The sequence below is a fragment of the Blastococcus sp. CCUG 61487 genome (genome assembly GCF_005222955.1).
In the GTDB taxonomy this organism is placed as follows: domain Bacteria; phylum Actinomycetota; class Actinomycetes; order Mycobacteriales; family Geodermatophilaceae; genus Blastococcus.
The window spans coordinates 39018-63090 of the sequence record NZ_LWUA01000223.1 but is presented as its reverse complement, the minus strand read 5'-3'; the positions used below and the strand labels follow the sequence as shown (position 1 = coordinate 63090).

Annotated in this window: 19 protein-coding genes; 4 read left to right on the top strand and 15 right to left on the bottom strand. The window is 73.9% G+C overall.

The features are described from left to right. The first annotated feature begins 3 nt into the window (after positions 1–3). Complete coding sequence (gene yaaA / locus A6V29_RS11740) at positions 4–750, top strand: peroxide stress protein YaaA (protein ID WP_137160457.1); 747 nt, start codon at positions 4–6, stop codon at positions 748–750. 125 nt (positions 751–875) lie between these two features. Further along, positions 876–2984, top strand: a complete 2109-nt coding sequence (locus A6V29_RS11735; RefSeq protein ID WP_137160456.1) for a SpoIIE family protein phosphatase — start codon at positions 876–878, stop codon at positions 2982–2984. Here the strand turns inward: A6V29_RS11735 and A6V29_RS21940 are convergent. The 6 genes from A6V29_RS21940 to A6V29_RS11710 form a co-directional block, all read right to left on the bottom strand. After that, positions 2981–3106, bottom strand: coding sequence for a hypothetical protein (locus A6V29_RS21940; RefSeq protein ID WP_283956359.1), 126 nt, complete (start codon positions 3104–3106; stop codon positions 2981–2983). The two genes, A6V29_RS11735 and A6V29_RS21940, sit on opposite strands and share 4 nt — an antisense overlap. A gap of 187 nt (positions 3107–3293) precedes the next feature. Then, positions 3294–4961, bottom strand: coding sequence for a DEAD/DEAH box helicase (locus A6V29_RS11730; protein ID WP_137160455.1), 1668 nt, complete (start codon positions 4959–4961; stop codon positions 3294–3296). 81 nt (positions 4962–5042) lie between these two features. Beyond that, positions 5043–6404 carry a glucose-6-phosphate dehydrogenase gene (locus A6V29_RS11725; protein WP_137160454.1) on the bottom strand — a complete coding sequence of 454 codons (1362 nt, stop codon included), beginning with the start codon at positions 6402–6404 and terminating at the stop codon, positions 5043–5045. Beyond that, a complete protein-coding gene (locus tag A6V29_RS11720; protein ID WP_137160453.1) occupies positions 6401–8254 on the bottom strand; it encodes a glycoside hydrolase family 15 protein in 1854 nt (617 codons plus the stop codon). The genes A6V29_RS11725 and A6V29_RS11720 overlap by 4 nt, the downstream gene beginning before the upstream one ends. 125 nt (positions 8255–8379) lie before the next feature. Beyond that, complete coding sequence (locus A6V29_RS11715) at positions 8380–13332, bottom strand: NAD-glutamate dehydrogenase (RefSeq protein WP_212719300.1); 4953 nt, start codon at positions 13330–13332, stop codon at positions 8380–8382. 46 nt (positions 13333–13378) lie between these two features. Beyond that, positions 13379–13750, bottom strand: a complete 372-nt coding sequence (locus tag A6V29_RS11710) for a phage holin family protein (protein ID WP_137160452.1) — start codon at positions 13748–13750, stop codon at positions 13379–13381. 163 nt (positions 13751–13913) lie between these two features. Here A6V29_RS11710 and A6V29_RS11705 point away from each other — a divergent pair, with 163 nt between their 5' ends. Next, positions 13914–15107, top strand: coding sequence for an ATP-binding protein (locus A6V29_RS11705; protein ID WP_137160451.1), 1194 nt, complete (start codon positions 13914–13916; stop codon positions 15105–15107). Positions 15108–15223: 116 nt separating this feature from the next. Next, entirely contained in the window at positions 15224–15685 is a 462-nt protein-coding gene (locus A6V29_RS11700; protein ID WP_137160450.1) for an ATP-binding protein, read from the top strand. 184 nt (positions 15686–15869) lie between these two features. Here the strand turns inward: A6V29_RS11700 and A6V29_RS11695 are convergent, their stop codons facing one another. The 9 genes from A6V29_RS11695 to A6V29_RS11655 form a co-directional block, all read right to left on the bottom strand. Continuing rightward, a complete protein-coding gene (locus A6V29_RS11695; protein WP_137160449.1) occupies positions 15870–16358 on the bottom strand; it encodes a hypothetical protein in 489 nt (162 codons plus the stop codon). Continuing rightward, positions 16355–16717: a response regulator gene (locus A6V29_RS11690; protein ID WP_137160448.1), complete on the bottom strand. Its 363-nt coding sequence runs from the start codon at positions 16715–16717 to the stop codon at positions 16355–16357. The genes A6V29_RS11695 and A6V29_RS11690 overlap by 4 nt, the downstream gene beginning before the upstream one ends. Positions 16718–16753: 36 nt before the next feature. Next, entirely contained in the window at positions 16754–17269 is a 516-nt protein-coding gene (locus A6V29_RS11685) for a chemotaxis protein CheX (protein WP_137160447.1), read from the bottom strand. Then, entirely contained in the window at positions 17266–17649 is a 384-nt protein-coding gene (locus A6V29_RS11680; protein ID WP_137160446.1) for a response regulator, read from the bottom strand. Before A6V29_RS11680 ends, A6V29_RS11685 begins: the two co-directional genes overlap by 4 nt. 1 nt (position 17650) lies before the next feature. After that, positions 17651–18475: a CheR family methyltransferase gene (locus A6V29_RS11675; RefSeq protein WP_137160445.1), complete on the bottom strand. Its 825-nt coding sequence runs from the start codon at positions 18473–18475 to the stop codon at positions 17651–17653. Continuing rightward, positions 18472–19602, bottom strand: coding sequence for a protein-glutamate methylesterase/protein-glutamine glutaminase (locus A6V29_RS11670; protein WP_137160444.1), 1131 nt, complete (start codon positions 19600–19602; stop codon positions 18472–18474). Before A6V29_RS11670 ends, A6V29_RS11675 begins: the two co-directional genes overlap by 4 nt. Before the next feature lie 391 nt (positions 19603–19993). Beyond that, positions 19994–20488 carry a hypothetical protein gene (locus A6V29_RS21625; RefSeq protein WP_249933183.1) on the bottom strand — a complete coding sequence of 165 codons (495 nt, stop codon included), beginning with the start codon at positions 20486–20488 and terminating at the stop codon, positions 19994–19996. A 540-nt stretch (positions 20489–21028) separates the two neighbouring features. After that, positions 21029–21478: a chemotaxis protein CheW gene (locus A6V29_RS11660; protein WP_137160443.1), complete on the bottom strand. Its 450-nt coding sequence runs from the start codon at positions 21476–21478 to the stop codon at positions 21029–21031. Between the two features lies 1 nt (position 21479). Further along, complete coding sequence (locus A6V29_RS11655) at positions 21480–23987, bottom strand: chemotaxis protein CheA (protein WP_137160442.1); 2508 nt, start codon at positions 23985–23987, stop codon at positions 21480–21482. Positions 23988–24073 lie beyond the last annotated feature (86 nt).

Below are 24073 nucleotides of genomic sequence, written 5' to 3'. Positions count from 1 at the left end.
GCCGTGCTGGTTCTCCTGCCGCCGTCGGAGACCAAGGCCCCGGGCGGGGACGGCGCCCCGCTCGACCTGACCGCGCTCACCGCACCCGAGCTCACCGGCGTGCGCACCGAGCTGGTCGAGACCCTGGTGAAGCTCGCCGACGACGTCCCCTCGTCCCGGGCCGCCCTCGGGCTGTCGCCGAAGCAGGACGACGAGATCGCCCGCAACGCCGCGCTGTGGACCAGCCCCACCCGGCCGGCGATCGAGCGCTACACCGGCGTCCTCTACGACGCCCTGGACGTCGCCTCGACGACCCGCGCGCAGCGTGCCCGCGCCGAGCGGCGGCTCGCCGTCGGCTCGGCGCTGTTCGGGCTGGTGCGGGCCGGCGACCCGATCCCGGCCTACCGGCTCTCCGCGACCTCCGCCCTGCCCGGGCTGCCCACCCTGCGCAGCCTGTGGAAGCCGGTGCTCACCCCCGTCCTCGGCGCGGTCGACGACCTCGTCGTCGACCTGCGCAGCGGCTCCTACGCCGCGCTCGCCCCGGTGCCCGGCGCGGTCACCGTGGACGTGCTCAGCGAGCGGCCGGACGGCACGCGCACGGTGGTGAGCCACTTCAACAAGGCCCACAAGGGTCGGCTCGCCCGGCTGCTCGCCACCACGACCGCGGAAGCCGACGACCCGGTGCGACTCCGGAGGCTGCTGAGACGGGCGGGGTTGCACGTGGAACACGACGGCAGCACCGCCTTCACCCTGGTCGTCCCCGCGACGTGACGCGGAACTCCCTGCTCCGGCTGTTGCGCCCCCCGCTCGGGCCGTGACATAACTGCTGCGTACCGGCGGCGCCCGAACAACGCGGCGACGAGCCACGCGCGGCTGCCCTGGACGAGAGGTAACCCGTGGATCGATCCCCTGACCGGACGCACGCCGCCACCGGCGGCCGTCCGGCCGAGGAGTCATGTCCCGGAGGCGACGCCTCCGTCGCGGAGCGGCTGGCCGCGCTGCAGCGCCAGTACACGAACGAGCGGGCGCGCTGGGAGCTGGCGAAGGAGGCCGGCCAGGTCGGCACGTTCGACTACGAACCGGTCACCGGACGCCTGCTCTGGGACGAGCAGCTGCAGCGGATGTTCGGCTACGACCCGGCGACCTTCACCGAGTCGCTGGACGCGTTCAACGCCCGCGTGCACCCGGACGACGCGCGGTGGCACGCGGAAGCGCTGCAGTCCGCCGTCGACACCGCCGGCGAGTACGACGTCGAGTACCGGATCGTGCTCCCCGACGGCGAGACGCGGTGGATCCACGCCCGCGGCCGCCACCTCCCCGGCCCCGACGGCCGCACCGACCACCTGATCGGCGCCGCGTACGACACCACCGGCGAGCGCGAGGCCGCGACGCGGGTCACCCGGATTCTGGAGGCCATGCCCGCGGGCTTCTACTCCCTCGACCGCGAGTGGCACTTCACCCACGTGAACGCCGAGGCCGAGCGGCTGCTCGGGTACGGCCGCGACGAGCTGCTGGGGAAGGTGCTCTGGGATGCCTTCCCCGCCGCGCTGAACAGCGTCTTCGAGGAGAGCTACCGCAAGGCCGTCAGCAGCGGGGAGCCGATCTCCTTCGACGCCTACTACCCGGCGCCGCTGGACGGCTGGTACGAGCTGCGCGCCTGGCCGACGCCCGACGGCCTGTCGGTCTACTTCCTCGAGGTCACCGAGCGGCGGGCCGCCGACGAGCGGGCCGAGCGGTGGGCCCGGCAGATGGCCATCCTGGCCCAGGTCACCGCGGAGCTCGCCGGCACCCTCGACACCCAGGTGGCCACGGCCCGGCTGCCGCGGCTGGTCGTGCCGGCCCTGGCGGACTTCTGCGTGGTGACGGTGATCGGCGCCGACGGCCACCCCCGCGACGTCGGCAGCTGGCACGTGGACCCCAGCGCGCGCTCGCTCCTGGAGCGCTACCGCGAGGTGCGCCTCGACGCCATGCCGATGACCGCGCCGGTCGCCCGCGCCCTGCACACCGGCGAGGCGGCGACCTTCCGGGGGACCGACGTCCTGGACCTGCTGCCCCCGGGACCTGCGCGCGACCTGCTGGGCCTGTTGGCCCCGGCCAGCGAGGTCGCCCTCCCGCTGCGCGCCCGTGGGCGGATCGTGGGCCTGCTCACCCTCTTCTACGCGGAGGGGCACGCCCCGACCGACGAGGACGTCGCGATCGCCCAGGACGTCGCGGACCGGGCCGGGCTGGCCTGGGACAACGCGCGGCTGTTCAGCGCCCAGCAGCAGCTCGCCGAGGGGCTGCAGCGCAGCCTGCTGACCGAGCCGCCCGAGCCCGAGCACAGCGAGATCGCGGTGCGGTACCTGCCGGCCGCAGAGGCCGCGCGGGTGGGCGGGGACTGGTACGACGCGTTCCTCCAGCCCAGCGGCGACGCGATCCTGGTCATCGGCGACGTCGTCGGCCACGACACCGAGGCCGCCGCGGCGATGGGTCAGCTGCGCAGCCTGCTGCGGGGCATCGCCACCTACAGCAACGGCGATCCGGTGGAGGTCCTGCGCGGCCTGGACGCCAGCATGGCCACCCTCCAGCTGGCCACGCTGGCGACCGCCGCCGTCGCCCGGTTCGAGCAGACGGCGGAGGAGCGCCGGCGCGGCGTGAGCCGGATGCGCTGGGCCAACGCCGGGCACCTCCCGCCGCTGCTGCTGAACCCGGACGGGACCGTCGCCGAGCTGGCCCCGTGGGTGGGCGACCTCATGCTCGGTGTCGACGCCGGCGCCCAGCGCCGGGAGTCGGTCGTGACCCTCGACCACGGCTCGACAGTGCTGCTCTACACCGACGGCCTGGTGGAGCGCCGCGACGCCGACCTCGACGCGGGGGTGGCTCGGCTGCGGGACGCGCTGGTCGAGCTGGCGGACCTGCCGCTCGAGGAGCTCCTCGACGAGTTGCTCGAGCGCCTGGTCCAGGGCCGGCCGGACGACGACGTCGCACTCGTCGCCGTCCGGCTCCGCCGCCGCGACCCGAGCTAGCCGGCCGGGACCAGGACGGGAGCGGGTGCCGCGGGCACCGTCTCCGGGACCCGGGTGCCCCGGCCGATCAGCGTGAAGGCGAGCACCGCCAGCACGACCGAGGCCAGCGTGGCCACGCCCATCGGGACGGCGGTCTGCTCACCGGCGATGCCGACCAGCGGCGAGACGCGGGCGGCGAGCAGGTACTGCAGGAAGCCGAGGAAGGCCGACCCGGTGCCGGCGTGCGCCCCCGCCTCCTCCAGCGCCCGGGTGGTCGCGCTGCCGAAGATCAGCCCCAGCGAGCCCTGGAAGCAGGCGAACAGGCTGCCGTCAGGTGCGGTCGCGGCGGACGGTCGCCTTGCGGCCCCTGATCATCGTGGCCCGCAGCGACCGGACCACGTCGTCGGCCGCGGACTCCGGCACCTCCACCAGCGCGAACCGCTGGTGGATCTCGATCGAGCCGATGTCCTTGCCGCGCAGCTCGGTCTCCCCCGTGATCGCGCCGACCAGGTCGCCCGGCCGGACGCCGGCCTCCCGGCCGAGACCGACGAACACCCGCGCCGTCGGGCCACCGGGGCTCCTGCGCGGCCGACCGGTCTCCCGGCCGGCGCCCCGCGCGTCGGTCCGCTTGCCGGAGTCGGGGCGGAAGGAGACCTGCGGGATCTCCTCGTCGTCGTCCGTGCCACCGGCGGCCTCGTGCGCCAGCTTGACCGCGGCGAGCGCGACCTCCATGAGGTCGAACTCGTCGGCCAGCGTCTCCACGACGACCCGGAACCTGTCCAGCTCGTCCCCGAGCAGGCTCTCGCGCAGGGCGGCGCGGGTGAGGTCCAGGCGGCGGGCCCGCAGATCGGCGACGGTGGGCACCGTCTGCACCGGGATCGGCGACCCGGCGACCTTCTCGATCGTCTTGAGCATCCGGTGCTCGCGCGGCTCGGCCAGCGTGATCGCCACGCCCTCGCGGCCGGCACGGCCCACCCGGCCGATGCGGTGCACGTACGACTCGGGAGCCGACGGGACGTCGTAGTTGACCACGTGGGTCAGCTGCTCGATGTCCAGTCCGCGTGCTGCGACGTCGGTGGCCACGAGAAGGTCCGCCGTCCCGCTGCGCAGCCGGCTCATCACCTTGTCCCGCTGCTCCTGGCTCATCCCGCCGTGCAGCGGCTCGGCCCGGTACCCCCGGCCGTTGAGCGTCTCGGTGAGGCTGTCGACCTCCTCGCGCGTGCGGCAGAAGACGATCGCCGCCGTCGGCGCCTCGATGTCGAGGATCCGGCCGAGCGCCGCGGGCTTGGCCCCGCGGGGGACGACGTAGGCGGTCTGCCGCACCCGCGGCGCCTCCCCCGCCGGCGCCTGCTCCCTGGCGATCGAGATCCGGGCCGGGTCGCGCAGGTGCCGGCGGGCCAGCGCGTCCAGCCGCCGCGGCATCGTCGCCGAGAAGAGCACCGTCTGCCGCTGCTCCGGGGTCTCGTCCAGGATCGCCTCGAGGTCCTCGGCGAAGCCCATGTCGAGCATCTCGTCGGCCTCGTCGAGCACCACGGTGGCGACCTCGTCCAGCCGCAGGCTGCCGCGGTTCAGCAGGTCCAGCGCCCGGCCGGGCGTGGCGACGACGACGTCGACACCCGCCTGGAGCGAGCGGAGCTGGCGCACGATCGGGGCGCCGCCGTAGACCGGCAGCACCCGCGCGCCGAGGTCTTTGCCGTAGCGGTGGAACGCCTCCGACACCTGGACGGCCAGCTCCCGGGTCGGCACCAGCACCAGCGCGACGGGGGACCCGCCGGAACGGTGCGCCTCGAGCCGCTGGAGGACGGGCAGCGCGAACGCGGCGGTCTTGCCGGTGCCCGTCGCCGCCTGCCCGAGCAGGTCGCCGCCCCCGACGAGCAGGGGGATCGCCTCGAGCTGGATGGGGGTGGGCTCCTCGTAGCCGAGGGTGCCGAGGGCGTGCAGCAGCTCGGGTCGGAGGCCGAGCGCGTCGAAGGTGGGTCCGTCCTGGTCGTCGTTCATCGCCGTCCATCGTTCCCTGCCCCGGCGCGGGCCACGCGTCTGGCCTCGTCTACGGCTCTCTAGGACAGGTGGTAGACGGCGTCATACCGGCCGAGACGGCCCGTCGGAGCCGGCCGGGTACTCGAGCAGCGGCACGTCGTCGGCGGCCCAGGCAGCGAGGATCGGCTCGACGATCCGCCAGCTCTCCTCGGCCTCGACGTCGCTGATCGACAGGGTCGCGCGGCCGGTGAGCATCTCCTGCAGCAGCAGCCCGTAGGCCGACAGGCGCTGCGGGGCCAGGGCCATGTCGAGGGAGCGACGCTCGAGCTCGAAGGGGTCGTCGGCGCCGTTGAGGTTGAGCTCGAGGGCGATGCCGTCCGGGTCGAAGCGCAGCCGGAGCACGTCGGGCTGCGGCTCGCTGCCCCCGAAGGGCAGGTGCGGCACCGGCTTGAAGTGGATCGCGATCTCCTGCCGGTCGCTGCCCAGCGCCTTGCCGGTGCGCAGCCAGAACGGCACACCCGCCCAGCGCCAGTTCTCGACGGTGACCGTGTACTCGGCGTAGGTCTCGGTGCCCCGGTCGGGCTGCACGCCGTCCTCGTCGACGTAGTCGGGGAGATCCCGCCCGTCGACGGTGCCGGCGGTGTACCGGGCCCGCACCGTGTGGCGGGCCATGTCCGCAGGTGGCCGGACGGCGCGGAGCACGTCGGCCTTCCGGGCCGACAGGCTGCGGGCGTCGATCGCCGTGGGTGGCTCCATCGCGATCAGGGCGAGCTGCTGCAGCAGGTGGTTCTGCAGCATGTCGCGCAGCGCGCCCGCGGAGTCGTAGTAGCCGGCGCGACCCTCCAGGCCGAGGCTCTCGTCGAACACGATCTCCACCCGCTCGACGTGGGCGGCGTTCCACACCGGCTCGAACAGCCGGTTGGCGAAGCGGAGCCCCAGGATGTTGAGCACGGTCTGCATGGCGAGGAAGTGATCGGTGCGGAACACCCGGTCCTCGGGCACCAGCCGGTGCAGCACCTCGTTGAGCCGGCGGGCGTCGGCGAGATCACGGCCGAACGGCTTCTCGACGGCGATGACGGTGCCGTCGGGCAGCCCGGCCTCCTCGAGCGCCTCCAGGGTCGGCAGGAAGATCGTGTTGGGCAGCGCCAGGTAGACGACGGGCGAGCCTCCCGCCCGGTCGAGCGCGCGCCGCAGGTCCTCCGGCCGCGTCACGTCGCCCTGCTCGAAGGACAGCCGCGCGACCAGGGCGTCCCGGGCCGTCTCGGGCACCCGGTCGGCGTGCTCGGCCAGCCGGTCCCGGGCCCACCCGCGGTAGTCCTCGTCGGACCTGTCGCGGGTGCCGACGGCGACGACGACGAGGTCGTCGGGCAGCTTCCCGGCGTCCTCGAGCTCCGCGAGGCCGGGGAGCAGCAGCCGTCCGGCGAGGTCGCCGGTACCCCCGAGGACGACGAGCGAGCGGGTCATCGTTTTGCCTTCCTGGTCGCGGCGGCCCGGGCCAGGTTCCACCCGCTGGTGACCACCCCGACGTGGCTGAACGCCTGCGGGAAGTTGCCGAGGAAGGCGCCCGTGCCCGGATCGATCTCCTCGGCGAGCAGCCCCAGGTCGTTCGCGCGGCCGCACAGCGAGTCGTACAGCTCGTGCGCCTCGTCCAGCTTGCCCTGGCCGGCGAGGTTGTCGACCAGCCAGAAGCTGCACAGCAGGAAGGCGCCCTCCTGGCCGGGCAGCCCGTCCGGCGAGTCGGTGTGCAGGTAGCGGTAGAGCAGCCCGTCGCCGGCGTCGAGGTGCCGGCGGACCGCCTCGGTGGTGGCGACCATCCGCGGGTCGTCGGCCCGGACGAGCCGGCGCAGCGGCAGGGTGAGCAGCGAGCCGTCCAGGCCACCGCGGTCGACCTCGCCGGGTGGCGTGAGGTGCTCGGTGAACGTCTCCCGTTCGGGGTCCCAGGCCTCCTCCAGCACCGCCGTCCGGATCCGGTCCGCCTCCCGCCGCCACCGCTCAGCAGGGTGCGGCAGGCCGCACAGCTCGGCGATCTGCACCGCCCGGTCCACCGCGACGTGGCACATCGCCACCGAGTAGGTGAAGGGCCGGCCGGTGTCCCGGATCTCCCAGATCCCGTTGTCCGGCGTCCGCCAGTTGCCGATCGCCTGCTCGGTGAGGGCGCTCAGCGCCCGCCAGAGCGGCTCGTTCACCTGGCCTCCGCCGCGCGCCCACTGGTAGGCGACGTCCAGCAGCTCGCCGTAGACGTCGTGCTGGACCTGCCGGGCGGCGCCGTTGCCCCAGCGGACCGGACCCGACCTGCGGTAGCCCGACAGGGCGAGGTCCTGCCACTCCAGTCCGGGCCGCTGCCCGTCGAGGGTGTAGACGATGCTCGTCCGCTCATCGCGCTCGACGTTGCGCAGCGTCCAGGCGAGGAACGAATCGGCCTCCTGGCGCATGCCGATCCGGCGCAGCGCGTAGGTGGTGAAGGCCGCATCGCGCACCCAGGTGTAGCGGTAGTCCCAGTTGCGGACGCCGCCGATCTCCTCCGGCAGCGACGAGGTGGCGGCGGCCATGACCGCCCCGGTCGACGCGTGGTCCAGCAGCTTGAGGGTCACCGCCGACCGCCGGACGAGGTCGCGCTGCGGGCCGTCGTAGTCGATGTGCTCGGCCCAGTCCCGCCAGGCGGCCGCCGTCTGGTCGATCAGCCGCTGGGGAGCGGTCCGGGCCAGCAGGTGGGTCTGGCCCGACCAGTGCAGCGTGAGGATCAGCAGGTCACCCTGGCTCAGGGTGACCCGCCCGCCCAGGCTGCCGTCGCGGCTCGGCTCGATGTCGTGCGAGCACCACAGGTACAGCTCGCGCTCGGGCTGGGCCGGCCAGTGCAGCCGCCACGCCCCCAGCTCCTGCCGGTACTGCAGGGCGTCCAGCGGCCGCAGCCGCACGTCCACCTCGACGGTCCCGGACACCACCCGCGCCGTGCGCAGCAGCTCACCGCGACCGGCCGCCACCTGCTCCCCCAGGTCGGCTCCCGACCGGAGCGTCAGGCAGTCGGTCAGCTCCAGGCGGCCGTCGGGGCCCTGCAGCTCGGTGACCAGCACCCCGGTGTCGGGCAGGTAGCGCTGGGCGGAGGCGGTGAGCCCGACGGGGGTGACGTCGAGGCTGCCGCCGCGCTCGGCGTCCAGCAGGCCGGCGACGAACGGCCGGCTGTCGAAGTCGGGCAGGCAGAACCAGGGGATGCTGCCGTCCCGCCCCACGAGCGCGGCGGTCGCGCCGTCCCCGATCAGTCCGTGGTCCTCGATCGGCAGGTATCCGTCGGTGCGGACGATGGGGCGCAAGGGCACGGCAACGGTCCTCGGGTCGGTGGCCAGGAGGGTTCCTCCCACACGTGCCCACACACGAGATCTGCACACTCGGGGCTCTCGACGCGCTGAGAGCCCCGAGTGTGCAGATCTCGTGAGGCGGAGGGCTACGTCTCGGCGGGGCGGGGGAGGCGGCGGGCCTGGCGACGGCGACGCAGGCCGCGCAGCGTGCGGACGGCGACCAGCAGCTCGGCCAGCTCGTACCGGTCCCCGCCGAGGATGTCGGCGAGCTGGGCGGCGGCGCGCTGCTGGGCACCGTCCCAGGCCTCCTCCCACGCGGCGACGAGCGCACGCGGGTCGTCGGTGTCCGCGCTGCGCAGCCCGAGGACGTCCTCGGTGAGCGAGGACTGCTCCTGGGCGAGGTCGTCGCGCAGCGAGGCCCGCGCCATCGAGGGCCAGCGCCGGTCGCGCGGGAGCGCGGTGATGAGGTCGCGCAGGCCGACCAGGCCCAGGCGCTCGGCCAGGCACTGCATCACCCGCGCGGCGAGCTCGACGGGTGCGCCGGTCCGCTCGGTGATGACGGCAAGGTCGAGCGCCGCGGGCAGCAGCGGCGCGGCGGCCACCTCGGCGGCCAGCCCGTCGGGCACCCCGGCGTCGCGCAGCCGGCCCGCCCGTCCGGCGAAGGCCGCGGCCTCCTGGCCGAGCAGCCAGTCCGGCAACCCGGCCCGCACCGCCGCGACCGGTGCGGCGAACCGGTCCGTCACGCTGGTCACCGGCTGCGGCGGCTCTGCCGTGACGTCCTGCTGCCGGAGCAGCCAGCGCGTCGCCCGCTCGGCCAGCCGGCTGGCCTCGCCACGCAGCTCCATCTGCACGGCCGCGGGGACCCGGTTGTCCAGCGGGCGGGCGGCGTCCCACAGCCGGTCGACGTCGAAGACCGCCCGGGCGATCGCGTGCGCCCGCACGACGGTCGCCGGCGAGACGCCGGTCTCCTCCGCCAGCCGGAACAGCCCGGTCACGCCGGCGACGTTCACCGACCTGTTGGTCAGGGCGGTCGCGACGATCTCCCGGCGCAGCGGGTGGCCGGCGAGCGCGTCGGCGAACCGCTCCTGCAGCGGCCGGGGGAAGTACTGCCGCAGCAGCGGCTCGAAGGTCGGATCGTCGGGCAGCGACGAACCCAGCACCGCGGCCTCGGTGTCGAGCTTGGCGTAGGCGAGCAGCACCGACAGCTCCGGCCCGGTGAGCCCGTGCCCGTCGCGGCGGCGCTCGGCCAGCTGGCGCTCGTCGGGCAGGGCCTCGACCGCGCGTTGCAGCCGGCCGGAGCGCTCCAGCGCGCGCATGAACCGCTCGTGCGCGTCGAGGAGCTGGCGCGCGGTCGTCGTCTCCCCCGCCAGCGTGGCGTTCTGCGCGTGGTTGTCGGTGAGGACGGCGTCCGCGACCTCGTCGGTCATCTCCTCCAGCAGCGCGGCCCGGCCCTCCGGGTCGAGGCCGCCGCCGTCCACCACCGCGTTGAGGGCGATCTTGATGTTCACCTCGTGGTCGGAGGTGTCCACGCCGGCCGAGTTGTCGATGGCGTCGGTGTTGATCTTCCCGCCGGTCAACGCGTACTCGATCCGGCCGCGCTGGGTGAACCCCAGGTTGCCGCCCTCGCCGACGACCCGGACCCGGAGCTGCCCGCCGTCCACGCGGACGGCGTCGTTGGCCTTGTCACCTACGTCGGCGGCGCTCTCCCCCGAGGCCTTCACGTAGGTGCCGATGCCCCCGTTGAACAGCAGGTCGACCGGCGCCAGCAGGATCGCCCGGATCAGCTCCTCCGGGCTCAGCGCCGTCACCTCGCCGGCCAGCCCGAGCGCCTCGCGCATCTGGTCCGACACCGGTACCCACTTCGCCGTCCGCTCCCACACCCCGCCGCCGGCGCTGATCAGGGCGGGGTCGTAGTCCGCCCACGACGAGCGCGGCAGCTCGAACAGCCGCCTCCGCTCGGCGAAGGACGACGCCGCGTCCGGTGACGGGTCGACGAAGACGTGCCGGTGGTCGAAGGCGGCGACCAGCCGGATGTGCTCGGACAGCAGCATCCCGTTGCCGAACACGTCACCGGACATGTCCCCGATGCCGACGACGGTGACGTCTTCCGCCTGCACGTCGACGCCCAGTTCGCGGAAGTGCCGGGTGACCGACTCCCAGGCGCCGCGGGCGGTGATGCCCATCGCCTTGTGGTCGTAGCCGACCGAGCCGCCCGAGGCGAAGGCATCACCCAGCCAGTAGCCCCGCTCCAGCGCGATCGAGTTCGCCAGGTCGGAGAAGGTCGCCGTCCCCTTGTCGGCGGCGACGACGAGGTAGGTGTCGTCCCCGTCGTGCCGGACGACCTTCTCCGCCGGGACGACGGCGCCGTCGGCGAGGTTGTCGGTGAGCGCGAGCAGCGCCCCGATGAAGATCTTGTAGCAGGCCTGCCCCTCGGCCTGCTGGGCCTCCCGAGAGGGGTCCGCCGGCGGCTGCTTCACCACGAAGCCGCCCTTGGCGCCGGTCGGCACGATCACCGTGTTCTTGACCATCTGCGCCTTCACCAGGCCGAGCACCTCGGTGCGCAGGTCCTCCCGGCGGTCGGACCAGCGCAGGCCGCCGCGGGCGACCTTGCCGAAGCGCAGGTGCACGCCCATCACGCGGGGGGAGCTCACCCACACCTCGTGGAGGGGCCGCGGCTCGGGCAGGTCCGGCACCACGGAGGGGTCGAGCTTGAGCGCCAGCGCCGGGTACGGCGGGGAGGACATCGCGTAGTACGTCGTCCGCTGGGTCGCAGTGATCGCCGCGAGGAGGGAGGAGAGCACGCGGTCGGCGTCGAGCGAGGCGACCTCGCCGATGGACTGCCGCAGCGACTCGGTGAGCACCGCTTGGCGCTCCTCGCGGCCGGTGCTGCGGGGCGAGAAACGCGCCTCGAAGAGCGCGACCATGCGGGCGACGACGTCGGGGTGGTCGGCGAGGGTCGACTCCACGTAGGCCTGGCTGAACGGCAGGCCCGCCTGGCGCAGCCACTGCACGTAGGCCCGGACGACGCCGACCTGCCGCCAGTTCAGCCCGGCCAGGAGGACCAGCGCGCCGAGCCCGTCGTCCTCGGCCTCGCCGCGCCAGACCGCGTCCAGGGCGTCGGTGAACCGCTCCGGCAGCGAGCGCAGCAGCGGGAGCTCGGCCTGCGGGACCGTCGGGGCGAGGGTGAGGCCGAAGTCGTAGATCCACGACAGCGGGCTGCCGATCCGGTCGATCTCGTAGGGCCGCTCGTCGACGACGGAGACACCCATGTGCTGCAGCAGGGGCAGCACCTCCGACAGCAGCAGCCGCTCCCCGACGCGGTAGACGGTCAGCCGCCGCTCGCCGGGCGCGGCGCCCTTCGGCGTCCAGAGCTGCAGCGACAGCTCGCCGTCGGCCAGCGCGTCGAGCCGGGCGAGGTCGTCGACGGCCCGCTCGGCCGGGAAGTCCTCCTGGTAGGCCGCGGGGAACGCGTCGGCGACGCGGGCGAACAGCCGCTCCCCCTCGGCTCCGTGGCGCTCGTCGAGCGCATCGGACAGGTCGTCGGTCCAGCTGCGGGCGGCCGCGGCGAGCTCGGCCTGCAGTGCCGCGACGTCGACGCGGGCCGGGGCCGTACGGCCGTTCCGGCCGCTCTGCAGCCGCACGACGAAGTGCAGCCGGGCCAGCACCGACTCCGTGGACCGCGCCGTGTACTCGATGCTCCGCCCGCCCAGGTGCTCCAGCAGCAGCCGCTGCATGGCCAGCCGCACGGCGGTGGTGTACCGGTCGCGCGGAAGGTAGACGACGGCCGACCAGAACCGGCCGGTGGGGTCGCGGCGGAGGAAGAGCCGGGTCTGCCGGCGCTCCTGCAGTTCCAGGACGGCGTCGACCACGGGCAGGAGCTCGTCGGTGCCGACCTGGAACAGCTCGTCCCGGGGATAGGTCTCCAGGATCTCCAGCAGCTCCTTGCCGGTGTGGCTCTCCGCCGGCACCCCCGACCGGGCGATGACCCCGGCCGCGCGACGGCGGACGACGGGCACGTCCAGCACCCTGGTGCTGGCGGCCGTCGAGGGGAAGAGCCCGACGAACCGGTGCTCCCGGACGCCCCTACCATCGGGGCGGGGCAGGGTGAGCACGACGAGGTCCAGCCAGGTCCGGCGGTGCACCGAGGAGCGCAGGTCGGCCTTGGTGACGGTGAGCAGGTGGCCGCCGCGGACGTCGGCACCCTCGGGGGCGGGCGAGCCGGCGCTCAGGTCGATGTCGCTGCGCAGCACCCCCAGGCCGCTGCCGGCCACGGCGCGAGCCCGCCCGTCACCGCCGCCCGGCCGCTCCAGGTCGACGTCCCGGGCGCCGAGCAGGAGGAAGTTGCCGTCGGCCAGCCAGCGCAGCAGCGCGGCCGCCTCGTCCGGGTCGTCCGCGGGGTCGGCGACATCCGCCGTCCCTGCGGCCTGGGTGCCCTCCAGCGCCGCCGCGAGGTCGAGCAGCCGGGTGCGCAGCCGCTCGGTGTCCTCGTCGACGGCGCGGACGTCGTCGAGCACGGTGCGCAGCCCCGTGACGAGGTCGGTGATCGCCTCGCCGTCCAGCGGACCGTCGAGGACCAGCGCCATCCAGGACTCGGCCAGGGCGTCCGGTCCGCAGTCGGCGGCCGACGAGGCGTCGCAGAACGACAGGAGCCGGCCGCGCAGGTCGCGGCGCACCACGATGACCGGGTGGATGACGTGGGCGATGACGAAGCCCTGGCGCACGACCTCGGCGGTCACCGAGTCCACGAGGTGGGGCATGTCGTCGGTCGCGAGGCGGACCACGGCCACGCCGTCGGGAGCGTGGACGACGTCGACCAGCGCGGCGCCCGGTGGCCGGATGCGGGCGGCGGCCATGTGGCCCAGGGCGAGCTGGGCGAGCAGGTCCGGTGCGCGTTCCCGGACCTCGGCGGCCGGTGCGCTCCAGTAGTAGCGCCGCAGCAGGGCCGGGACGTCGTCGGCGGTGCAGCCGTCCGGGTAGCCGGACTCCGGGTCGAGGCGGGCGACCGCCTGCCGGGCGGCCTCCTCGAGCAGGGTCCGCTTCTCCTCGCGGGCGGCCTCCAGCGCGGCCAGGTCGCTCGAGGAGGCGGGGGTGCTCGCCATGTCCCGGACGCTACTGCTGCCGGCCGCCCCCGGCCGGACGGCCGGCCTAACGGTCGAGGAGCTGGTCGGCGACCCAGCCGGCCACGGCGAGGATGAGCCCGCCGAGGATCGCGGTGCCCCAGTCGTCGATCGTGAGCCGGTCGGAGAGCGCGGCGGTCAGGCCGAGCAGCGCCGAGTTCACGACGAGCAGGAACAGGCCCAGGGTGAGCACGATGAACGGCAGCGACAGCAGCCGGAGGACCGGGCCGACGATCGCGTTCACGACCCCGAAGAGCAGGCCGAGCCACAGGTAGGTGCTGTACTCGCCGAGCGGCCCGTCCGGGTTCGCGTCGATCTCCATCCCGGGCAGCACGTCGAAGTACGCGAGGCCGTAGAAGGCCGCCCCGAGGATGACCACCTTCAGCAGGAACTTGATCACGCTCCCGACGCTAGCGCCGCGCACCGCCCGCGCGCGGGATCTCCGGCCGTCTTCCGGCGTCTAGCAGTTCCGCTAGACGGCCCCAGATGTCACTCGCGACACGCGCTAGCTGGTTCTACCGATGTCTACGGAAACGGCTAGACGACGCCATACGGTGCTCGACATGGATCCCGTGCGGAACCCCTACGCGCCGGGCGCCGGCCAGCGGCCACCCGAGCTGGCCGGCCGGGACGACGAGCTGTCGGCGTTCGACGTCGTCCTCGAGCGCATCGCCCGCGGGCGCCCGGAGCGCTCGCTGGTGCTCACCGGGCTGCGCGGCGTCGGGAAGACGGTGCTGCTCAACCAGCTGCGGTCGGCGGCGATCTCGCGGGGCTGGGGCACCGGGAAGATCGAGGCCCGGCCCGACCAGTCGCTGCGCCGGCCGGTGTCCTCGGCGCTGCACATGGCGCTGCGCGAGCTGGGCCCCCGGCACGGCGACCAGGAGTCGGTCGCCGAGGTGCTGGGCGTGGTCAAGGCCTTCGCCTCCCGGGTGGCGCCGGCCGATGCCAAGGTGCGCGACCGCTGGCAGCCGGGCATCGACGTCCCGGCGGCGGTCGGCCGGGCCGACTCCGGCGACATGGAGATCGACCTGGTCGAGCTGCTCAGCGACGCGGCCGGCCTCGCCGCGGACATCGGCAGCGGCATCGCGCTGTTCATCGACGAGATGCAGGACGTGCAGCCCGACGACGTCTCCGCGATCTGCGCCGCGTGCCACGAGCTGTCGCAGCAGGGCGCGCCGTTGATCGTCGTCGGCGCAGGGCTCCCCCACCTGCCGGCGGTGCTGAGCGCCTCGAAGAGCTACTCGGAGCGGCTGTTCCGCTACCTGCGCATCGACCGGCTGGAGCGCGAGGCGGCGGACCGGGCGCTGATCGCGCCGGCGGAGCGCGAGGACGTCGAGTTCGAGCAGGGCGCGCTCGACGCCCTCTACGAGGCGGCGGACGGCTATCCGTACTTCGTGCAGGCCTACGGCAAGGTCACCTGGGACGTCGCCGCCTCCTCCCCCATCACCGCCGCCGACGTCGCGATGGCCGCGCCGGTGGCCGAGGCGGAGCTCGCCGTCGGGTTCTTCGGCTCCCGCTACGACCGGGCGACCCCGGCGGAGCGCGAGTACATGCACGCGATGGCCGAGCTGGGCGGGCCGCACGGGGCCGCGGTGGCCACCTCGGAGGTGGCGGTCTCGCTCGGTCGCAAGCCGGCGTCGCTCTCCCCCGCGCGCGACTCGCTGATCAAGAAGGGTCTGGTGTACTCCGCGGAGCGGGGCCAGATCGCCTTCACGGTGCCGCACTTCGGCCGGTACCTCCTGCGCCACCCCGACTAGGCCCCCCTCGTGACCGATGCCTCAGCCGAGGGGGCAGGTCGTGCACGCGGGCCGGTTTCCCGCCGCCGCGCCGGGGAACCCATGCGTCCGGAGACGGGAGCGTGCGAGGGGGTGCCATGGGTCGGCGTCTGTCGTGGCCGGTACGGCCGCTGCCGGACGAGCGCGGCGAGACGTGGCGCTGGACCCTCGGCGACCTCGCCGAACTCCCGGCGGCGCGCTCGGCGCTGCGCAACCGCCTGCTGGCGTCGGGGATCGGGCCCGGTGGGCTGGAGGACTCCGGCGAGCGCCTGGTCCTCGCCTTCGACGAACTGGCCTCCAACGCGCTGCGCCACGGGGAGCCGCCGGTCGTGGCGACCGTCAGCCCGGTCAGCGACGGATGGCTGCTGGCCGTCTGCGACCACGCGCCCGACGAGCAGCCGACGCCGGCGGTCGACCGCGATCCCGCGCACGGCGGCATGGGGCTGCACATGGTGGCCCGGCTGGCCGTGGCGCACGGCTGGTACGTCCAGGGCGGCGCGAAGCACGTGTGGGCGTGCCTGCCCACGGAGGCCGAGGGCCAGGAGCAGATCTCGGCCTAGGAGCACAGCGCCCCGGACGGCGGGAACGTGTCCCGCGCCGTCCGGGGGCGTCTGTGGGGCCGAGTCGCAGCCTCTGTCTTGTCGTCCCGAGTGGGCCCCGGAGGGGTCCGCGCAGGGACGACGGTGGGGCTCCACGCGACCGGAGAGGGCACGTGGCCGCGGTGCGGTCCGGAGGACCGCAATGTCATGGCAGGACGAAGGAGATCGCGCCCTTTCCGTAGGTGGACACGTCGATGCCGACGTCGACGCGGTTGAAGGCGGCGAGCATGCCCACGATGTCACCGGGCAGGTCGGCGCCGGGCGCGTACAGCGAGTCCAGCTTCGAGTGCGGTGCACCCTCGGCGTTGAACAGGGCCGCGAACACGTTGACGACCTCGTGCAGCGCCTCGACCTGCATGCTGGTCAGCTCGCCGTCCTCCTCGACGGCGTCCTGGCAGCCACCGGGCGGAAGCAGGGCCAGCGCACCGCCGGTGTACGCCGCGGCACCCAGGTCCAGCAGGCAGAGGGCGTTCACGTTCTTGTACGGGTCGACGTACACGGCCACCGCGACCGGGCGGTCGGGTGCCGGCGTGACCGGGTCACCCGGTTCGACGCTGACGGGCTTGCCGACCAGGCCGGTGAGCATGTCCCGGACGCCCTTGAGCGTCGGCAGCGGGATGGTGCCGGTGGTCATGCGATCACCCCGCTGAGCGCCTCCTGGAAGGTCTCCTCGTTGAACGGCTTGGCGATGAGGAACAGGGCGCCGGCGTCGGCGGCCTTCGACCGCATCTCCGGGGAGCCTTCCGAGGTGACGAAGCCGAACGGCACCGTCGAGCCGGACGAGCGCAGCGCCTGCAGGCACTCGATGCCGCTCATGTTGGGCATGTTCCAGTCCGACAGGATCAGGTCCGGCTTCTCCGAGCCGACCTTGGCCAGCGCGTCAGCGCCGTCCTCGGCCTCGACGATGTCGTGGTCGTCGTAGCCCGCCTGTCGCAGGGTTCGGATGACGATCTGCCGCATCACGCGGCTGTCGTCGGCGACGAGGATCTTCACGGGAGCACTCCGTTCTGGGGGGGGTCAGAGGGGCGGTCAGTGGGCGGCCGGCAGGGCCGGGAGCGCGCCCTGCACGGAGATTGAGACCGGCTGGCCGCGCCACAGCACGTCGATGCGGCACACGTCCGCCGGGTTGCGCACGACGGGGGCGGCGCCCACGTCGGGCAGGCTCAGGGCCGACGGCCCGGGGAGGGCCGCCTTCACGTTGCCGCCGACGACGTTGGCGATCTCGCCGAACGCGTCGGTGACGTCCTCGTCCTCGAGCTCGGCCGGCGCGGACTCGCGCAGCAGTGCCCGGGTGAGCTCGGCCGCCGTCCCGCGTCCGGTGGTGAGCACGACGGACCCGGTCCAGGGGCCGACGACGTCGACCCAGCTGGACAGCGCGTCGGCGGGGAGCTCGCCGGGAACCGGCAGGAGGACCTCGTCCTCGCCGACGAGCGCGATCCAGGCCTCGCCCGCGATGGACTCGATGGTCGACCCGTCGATCAGGTCGGTGATCACCGGGCGGGCGTCACCCGCGCGGCGGCGCTCGCCCGAGTCGAGAGCTGTCACAGCGCAACCTCCTGGGGGAGCAGGCCGAGCAGCGCGAGCTTGTCGCGGATGGCGTCGGCGGTGAACGGCTTGATCACGTACTCGTGGGCGCCGGCGGCCAGGGCCCGCACGATCTGGGTGTGCTCGCTCTCCGAGGTCACCATCATGATCGTGATCGACCGCCAGGCCGGGTTGGAGCGGACCGCGGAGACGAACTGGAGCCCGTCCATCACCGGCATGTTCCAGTCGACGCAGACCAGTTCGGGGAGCCAGCCCTCGTCGAGGACGTCGAGGCCCTCCCGGCCGTGGCCGGCGTCCCGGACCTCGTAGCCGAGACCGGTGAGGATCCCGGAGACGATCCGGCGCATCGCGCGGGAGTCGTCGATCACCAGAGCACGCACGTCAGGCCCCCTTCAGCGGGCGGTAGGCGGAGCTGCGGCCGACGACGACCCGCTCCCATTGGTCGTCGACGCCGAGGGTGGTCTCCGCGGCGCCGAGGAAGAGCCAGCCGTCGGGGCGCATGAGCTCGCGCACCCGCCGGAGGATCGACTGCTTGGTCGGCAGGTCGAAGTAGATGAGCACGTTGCGCAGGTACACGACGTCGAACGGGCCCATCCGAGGCAGCGGCGCGGCCAGGTTGCACTCGCGGGCGGTGACCATCCGGCGCAGCGGCGCGGCCACCTCCCACTCGGTGCCGACCCGCGTGAAGTGCCGGACGAGCATGGGTGCCGGCAGCCCGCGGTTCACCTCGAGCTGGCTGAATCGGCCGGCGGCGGTGCGCGCGACCATCTCGCGGGACAGGTCGGTCGCGGTGATCGCGACCCGGCTGGAGGCGTTCGGCAGCGCGTCCTCGAGCAGCATCGCGATCGTGTACGGCTCCTGCCCGCTGGAGCAGGCCGCCGACCAGATCTGCAGCTTCTCGTTGGGTCCGCGAGCGGCGAGCAGCGCCGGCAGCACCGTGGAGGTGAGCCCGGTGAACGGATCGCCGTCGCGGAACCACGACGTCTCGTTGGTGGTGAGCGCCTCGACGATCCGGCGCATGTCGGCCGGGTCCGGGCGGCGGCGCACCGCGTCGACGAACTGGGACACGTCGCTGAGGCCGGCCTGCCGGGCGATCGGCAGCAGCCGTGCCTCGACGAGGTACTCCTTGCCCGGCTGCAGCACGATCGCGCTCTCGCGGTGCACGAGCTCCCGCACCCAGTCGAAGCTGGTCGTGGTGAGGGTCATCGGGGAACTCCAGCTGTGGTGACGGTGGTGCGAACGCCGGATGCACCGGCCAGGTGGCGGGTGATGGCGTCGGGGATGCGGTCCAGCGGCAGCACCTCGTCGGCGTAGCCGGCCTGGCTGATGGCGCCGGGCATACCCCAGACCACCGAGGTCGCCTGGTCCTGGACGATCACCCGGCCGCCCGCGGCACGGACCTCGCCGGCGCCGTTGCGGCCGTCGGAGCCCATGCCGGTCAGGACGACGGCCAGGACGGCGCCGTCGAAGGCCTCGACGACGGACCGGAACAGGGGGTCGACCGCCGGACGGCAGAAGTTCTCGGGAGGTCCCTGGTGCAGACCGGTCTGCAGGCCGGCCCGCCCGCCGGCGCCGACGGGGCGCACGACGAGATGGTGGTCGCCGGGAGCCAGGTGCACGGTGCCCGGCAGCAGCGGCGTCCCGTCGGAGGCCTCGACGACGCGCAGCGCGCACAGGCGGTCGAGCCGCTGGGCGAACTGACGGGTGAACACCGGGGGCATGTGCTGGACGAGGAGTACCGGGACGGGCAGCGACGCCGGAAGCCGGGGGAGCACCTTCGCCAGCGCCTCGGGCCCGCCGGTGGAGGAGCCGATCACGAGGACCTCGGGCGACTTCGGCGGCCCCGTGCGCGGAGCGGCCGGCGGGGGAGGGGGCGCCGCGGCGCGCGGCGGGGGCACGACCGCGACCGGGCGTCCGGTCAGGGCCTTGATCTTCGGGATGAGCTGCTCGCGCACGCTCTCCATCGACTGGGCGACGCTGCCGACGTTGGCGGGCTTGGTGACGTAGTCGTTGGCGCCCGCGGCCAGGGCGTCCAGGGTGGCCGACGCTCCGCGGTCGGTCAGCGTGCTGAACATGACGATCGGCACGCGGCCGTACCTGGCTCCGCCCGCGCCGGCCCGGATGCCGCGCACCGCCTCGATGCCGTTCATCTCCGGCATCTCGATGTCCATCGTGACGAGGTCGGGCTCGAGCTGGCCGATCTTGGCCAGGGCGACCTTGCCGTTCACCGCGGTGCCGACCACCTCGATGGCGGGGTCGGCGGAGAGCACGTCGGTCACGATCTTGCGGACGACGACGGAGTCGTCGACGACCATCACCCGGATCGGGTTCACGCGTGTCCTCCTGCTCGCTGACCGGGGCAGCCCCGGTCAGGCTGTTCACCGCATTGATCGGCACGGCGATCGCACTGCTTGAGCGCTCCGGCCGTGCCCACGGCGAATGGCTCCGGCTCGGCGCCGTCGTCCCAACCGCCTCAGAAGCATCGGTGGCCACAACGCGAAAAGAAAGGCGCGACGCGCACTCGTTACGCAATTCCGTGGTGACCATTCCCAACCGAGTGGAAATGGCAATTGGCCGACGAGTCGACACTGCGGGGCGGTGACCGTCGTGCCCACGTCAGGGGCGCCGCGAACCGGTCCTCCCTCACCGTGCAGCGTCCTCCCGCACCGCCCACCACGAGGGAGGAGGCGCGACGACCAGGGAACCTGATCGTCGCCGGGGCGGTCAGGCGGAGGTGACCCGCACCCAGGGCGCGCGGAGGACCGCCTGGGACGTCTCGTCGAGCAGGTCGCCCATCGCGACACCCTGGACGCAGCCGGCGACGGCGTTCCAGACACCGGCGGCGCCGTCGTGCAGGTCGAAGCCCCCGTCGAGGAACGCCTGGACGGCGTGCAGCTGGGCGGCGGCCAGCGCGCGGGTGCGCCCGGAGACGTGCGCGGCCCAGGACGCCTCGTGCATGGCTGCGGCCCACGGCCGGTGCCGGCCGCGCCTCTCGTCGACGGCGGCCCGCCAGGCGGCACGCCCGTCCTGGTCCAGCTCCCGGATCGCCGCCAGGAACTCGGCGAGGTCGTCGGCTGCGGGGCCCAGGTCCGCCCCCGCGGCCGGGACGGCGAGATCGCCGCGCTCCAGGCTGCGGTCGAAGGCGTCGGTCAGTTCGCGGCGCACCAGCGGCGGGAGCACCCCCGCGGCCCAGTAGCCGACGGCGGCGTCGGCGAGCACGGCGACGGCGTCGTCCCGTTCCGCCTCGGCGAGCCCGGCGGCCGCGGCGTGCTCCGGCCCGACGACGTCGTCGCGGACCAGGCGCTCGAGGTTCGGGGCGTCCCCGATGGTCCCCTGCTCGAGCTGCGTGACCAGCAGCGCGGCGCGGCTGCCGCCGAGGCCGCACTGCGCACGTGCGGCACCGAGGCCGCCAGCTCGCGGGCCCGCCGTCCACGCACGGCGTGCTGCTGGCGCTCGGCACGGGTCAGGTCTCGGCAGGGGTGGGCCGCGGCGAGCGCCGCGAGGGCGGCGGTATCGGCGCCGAGGCCGGCGAGCAGCACGTCGGCGACGGCCCGGCCACCCGGGAGGCGCACCAGGTCGAAACCCAGCGTCGCGGCGCTGACCAGCGAGTAGGGCATGGCAGTCGCCTCCAGGGATCGGTTCCGCCCATGCTGGCGGCCCGACCCCCGGAGCGCCACACGGCCCTCACCCCATCGCGGGAGGACGATGGCGTGAGGGCCGCGTGTGGGTGGCGGAGCGTGCTAGAGCGATCGCCCAGCGCTACTGGGCGCTGACCGCCTTCTGCACGTCGAGCGCCAGGAGGAGCTGCCCGTGCAGCTTGTAGGCCCCGCGGATCAGGTCGCGTGCCTGTCCCTCGAGGGTGTCCGGCGGCGCCTCGAAATCGTTGGCGTCGACGTCGACCACGTCGGCGATGGAGTCGACCAGCAGGCTCACGGCCTCACCGTGCAGCCGGACGACGATCACCACGGCGTCGGTGCCCTCGGGACGGGGCGGGCGGCCGAGCCGCTCGCGCAGCTCGATGGCCGTGACCACCTGGCCGCGCAGGTTGATCAGGCCGGCGACGGCGGCGGGGGCGAGGGGCACGCGGGTGAGCTGCTGGCTGCGCAGCACCTCCTGCACGTGCTCGACCTCGATGCCGTACAGGTCGCCGTCCAGCCGGAAGGTGGCCAGCTGCCCACCGGTGACGGGGGCGGTGGTGGGGGCGGTCATGTCAGACCTCCAGCAGGGAGTCGGAGACGCCGGCCGGCGTCGAGGTGGTGGAGGGCGAGTAGAAGGCCGGGTCGGCGGCGAGGATCGCCGCCCGGACGTCGAGCAGCTCGGTGACCTTGTCGCCGAGGACGGCGGAGCCGAGCAGGCCCAGGTCATCGATGTCGCTGCGCACCGCGGCCTCGCCGTCGACGATGTCGAGGATCTCCTCGACCACGATCGCGACGCTGCGTCCGTGGTCGGAGTAGACGATGACCTCCAGCACCTCGCGCTCGGTCTCGCCGTAGGCGCCCAGGTGCCGGTCCAGCCGGACGATGGGGAGGATCGCGCCGCGGTACTGCACCACCTCGCGGTTGCCGACCTTCTCCACGGTCTCGGCGCGCACCTGCTCGAGGCGGGTGACGGTGTCGAGCGGGATGGCTACCCGGCGCCCACCGCCGATGGCGGCCAGCAGCATCCGCTGCCGCTCGGTCTCGCTGTGCGCGGCGGCCGCGGCCGCCTCGCGGGCGGCCTCCTGGCTCCGCTCGCTGCTCTCGGTGCGCAACGCCCGGCGGGCCAGCGCCTGGACGTCGAGGATCAGCGCCACGGTGCCGTCGCCCAGGACGGTGGCGCCCTGGTACAGCCCGATCTGCTTGAGCTGCCCGCCGACGGCCTTGACGACGATCTCCTCGGTGTTGATCACCCGGTCGACGACGAGACCGAAGCGCCGGCCCTCCGAGCGGAGCACGGCGATGACCACGTGCCCGTCGTGCCGGTCGCTGGACAGCCCGAGGACGTCGGTCAGCCGCACCAGCGGGAGCAGCTCGCCGCGCAGCCGGTAGACCTGCGCGCCGCCGACCTCCTCGACGGCGTTGGCCGCCTTCTCCGCGTCCAGGCTGACCAGCTCCTGCAGGCTGATCTGCGGGATGGCGTACCTGTCGGCGGCGCACTCGACGGTGAGCGCCGGGACGATCGCCAGGGTCAGCGGGATGCGCAGCCGGCAGACGGTGCCGACGCCCGCCTCGGACTCCACCTCGATGGTGCCGCCGATCGCCTCGATGTTGGTCTTCACGACGTCCATGCCGACGCCCCGACCGGAGACGTTGGTGACCGCGGCGGCGGTCGAGAAGCCCGGCAGGAAGATGAGCTGGAAGATGTCCGTCGGGCTCATGCGGGAGAGCGCGTCGGCGGTGAGCAGGCCGCGCTGGACGGCCTTGGCCCCCAGCTTGTCCGGGTCGATGCCGGCGCCGTCGTCGGCGACCTCGACCACGACCTGCCCGCTCTCGTGGCGGGCGCGCAGGGTGAGCACGCCCTCGGCCGGCTTGCCGGCCGCCCGGCGCGCCTCGGGCGTCTCGATGCCGTGGTCGACCGAGTTGCGGACCAGGTGGGTCAGCGGGTCCTTGACCGCCTCGAGCAGGGTCTTGTCCAGCTCGGTCTCGCGGCCCTCCATCTCCAGGCGAATGGACTTCTGGAGCTGCATGCCGAGGTCGCGGACCACGCGCGGCAGCTTCGACCAGATGTGGTCGATCGGCTGCATGCGCGTCTTCATGACGCCCTCCTGCAGCTCGCTGGCGATCAGGTTGAGCCGCTGCGAGGCGCGCACCAGGTCGGTGTCGTTCGACCGGCCGACGTACTGGACGATCTGGTTGCGGGTGAGCACGAGCTCGCCGACGAGCAGCATCAGCTCGTCGAGCAGGTCGACGTCGACGCGGATGGTGCTGTCGGCCACGCCGCGACGGGCGTGGCCGTCACCTGCCGACGCCGGGTCGCCGTCGACGTGCTCGGCCGGCTGGGGCGCCTCCACGGCGGAGAGCTCCTCGACGGTGGTCTCGGGCATGACTGCACTCGCTCCCTCGAGCTCGGAGGTGGTGACGGCGGTCGGCTCCTCAGCGGGCGCCACCGGCGTGTCCTCCACTGGTTCCGCGGCGGCTGCCGCCTTCGTCGTCGCGCGCGGCGCTGCGGTCTTGCGCGCGGTCGTCTTCTTCGCCGGCGCCTTGGCCGTGCTCCTCGCGGGGGCCTTGGCGGCAGGCTTCGCCGGGCTCCTCGCGGCGGCCTTGGCGGGCGCCTTGGTCGCCGTCTCTGCCGGGGTGCTCGTCGAGTCCTCCGCGGCGCGGGGGGTGGGGACCGACGGCGCGGCGGCGGCCGGCGTGTCCTCCATGGCCGCGCTGATCGCGGCGACGACACCGGCGACCTCGACCGTGCCCTCCCCGCCGCTGGCCTCGATGGAGGTCAGCAGGGCGCGGACGGTGTCGACCATCTGCAGCAGGACGCTGGTGCGCACCGGCGTGAGCGCGAGCTCGCCGTCCCGGAGTCGGGAGAGCATGTTCTCCCCGACGTGGGTGACCTCCTCGAGCCGGTTGAAGGCGAGGAAGCCGCTGGTGCCCTTGATCGTGTGAATCGTCCGGAAGATGCTCGAGAGCCGCTCACGGGAGTTCGGGTCCTGCTCGAGCGCGACGAGGTCGGAGTCGAGCTGGTCGAGGTTCTCGTGGCTCTCGACCAGGAACTCCTCGACGATGTCGTCCAGACCGTCCACCGTTGGTGCCTTCTCTCTGCGTCTCCAGGGCGGTCGCCCCGTGGTCATCGGCGGGCCGGCGGCGGGTTCGGGGTGAGCCCGCCGCC

Excerpts from the sequence above, each read along its gene's own strand:
- A6V29_RS11725 (WP_137160454.1), bottom strand. The coding sequence starts at position 6,404 with ATGACCCGCTCGCTCGTCGTCCTCGGGGGTACCGGCGACCTCGCCGGA.
- A6V29_RS11705 (WP_137160451.1), top strand. The coding sequence starts at position 13,914 with ATGGATCCCGTGCGGAACCCCTACGCGCCGGGCGCCGGCCAGCGGCCA.
- A6V29_RS11700 (WP_137160450.1), top strand. The coding sequence starts at position 15,224 with ATGGGTCGGCGTCTGTCGTGGCCGGTACGGCCGCTGCCGGACGAGCGC.
- A6V29_RS21940 (WP_283956359.1), bottom strand. The coding sequence starts at position 3,106 with ATGGGCGTGGCCACGCTGGCCTCGGTCGTGCTGGCGGTGCTCGCCTTC.
- A6V29_RS11715 (WP_212719300.1), bottom strand. The coding sequence starts at position 13,332 with ATGGCGAGCACCCCCGCCTCCTCGAGCGACCTGGCCGCGCTGGAGGCC.
- A6V29_RS11675 (WP_137160445.1), bottom strand. The coding sequence starts at position 18,475 with ATGACCCTCACCACGACCAGCTTCGACTGGGTGCGGGAGCTCGTGCAC.
- A6V29_RS11660 (WP_137160443.1), bottom strand. The coding sequence starts at position 21,478 with ATGACCGCCCCCACCACCGCCCCCGTCACCGGTGGGCAGCTGGCCACC.
- A6V29_RS11730 (WP_137160455.1), bottom strand. The coding sequence starts at position 4,961 with ATGAACGACGACCAGGACGGACCCACCTTCGACGCGCTCGGCCTCCGA.
- A6V29_RS11695 (WP_137160449.1), bottom strand. The coding sequence starts at position 16,358 with ATGACCACCGGCACCATCCCGCTGCCGACGCTCAAGGGCGTCCGGGAC.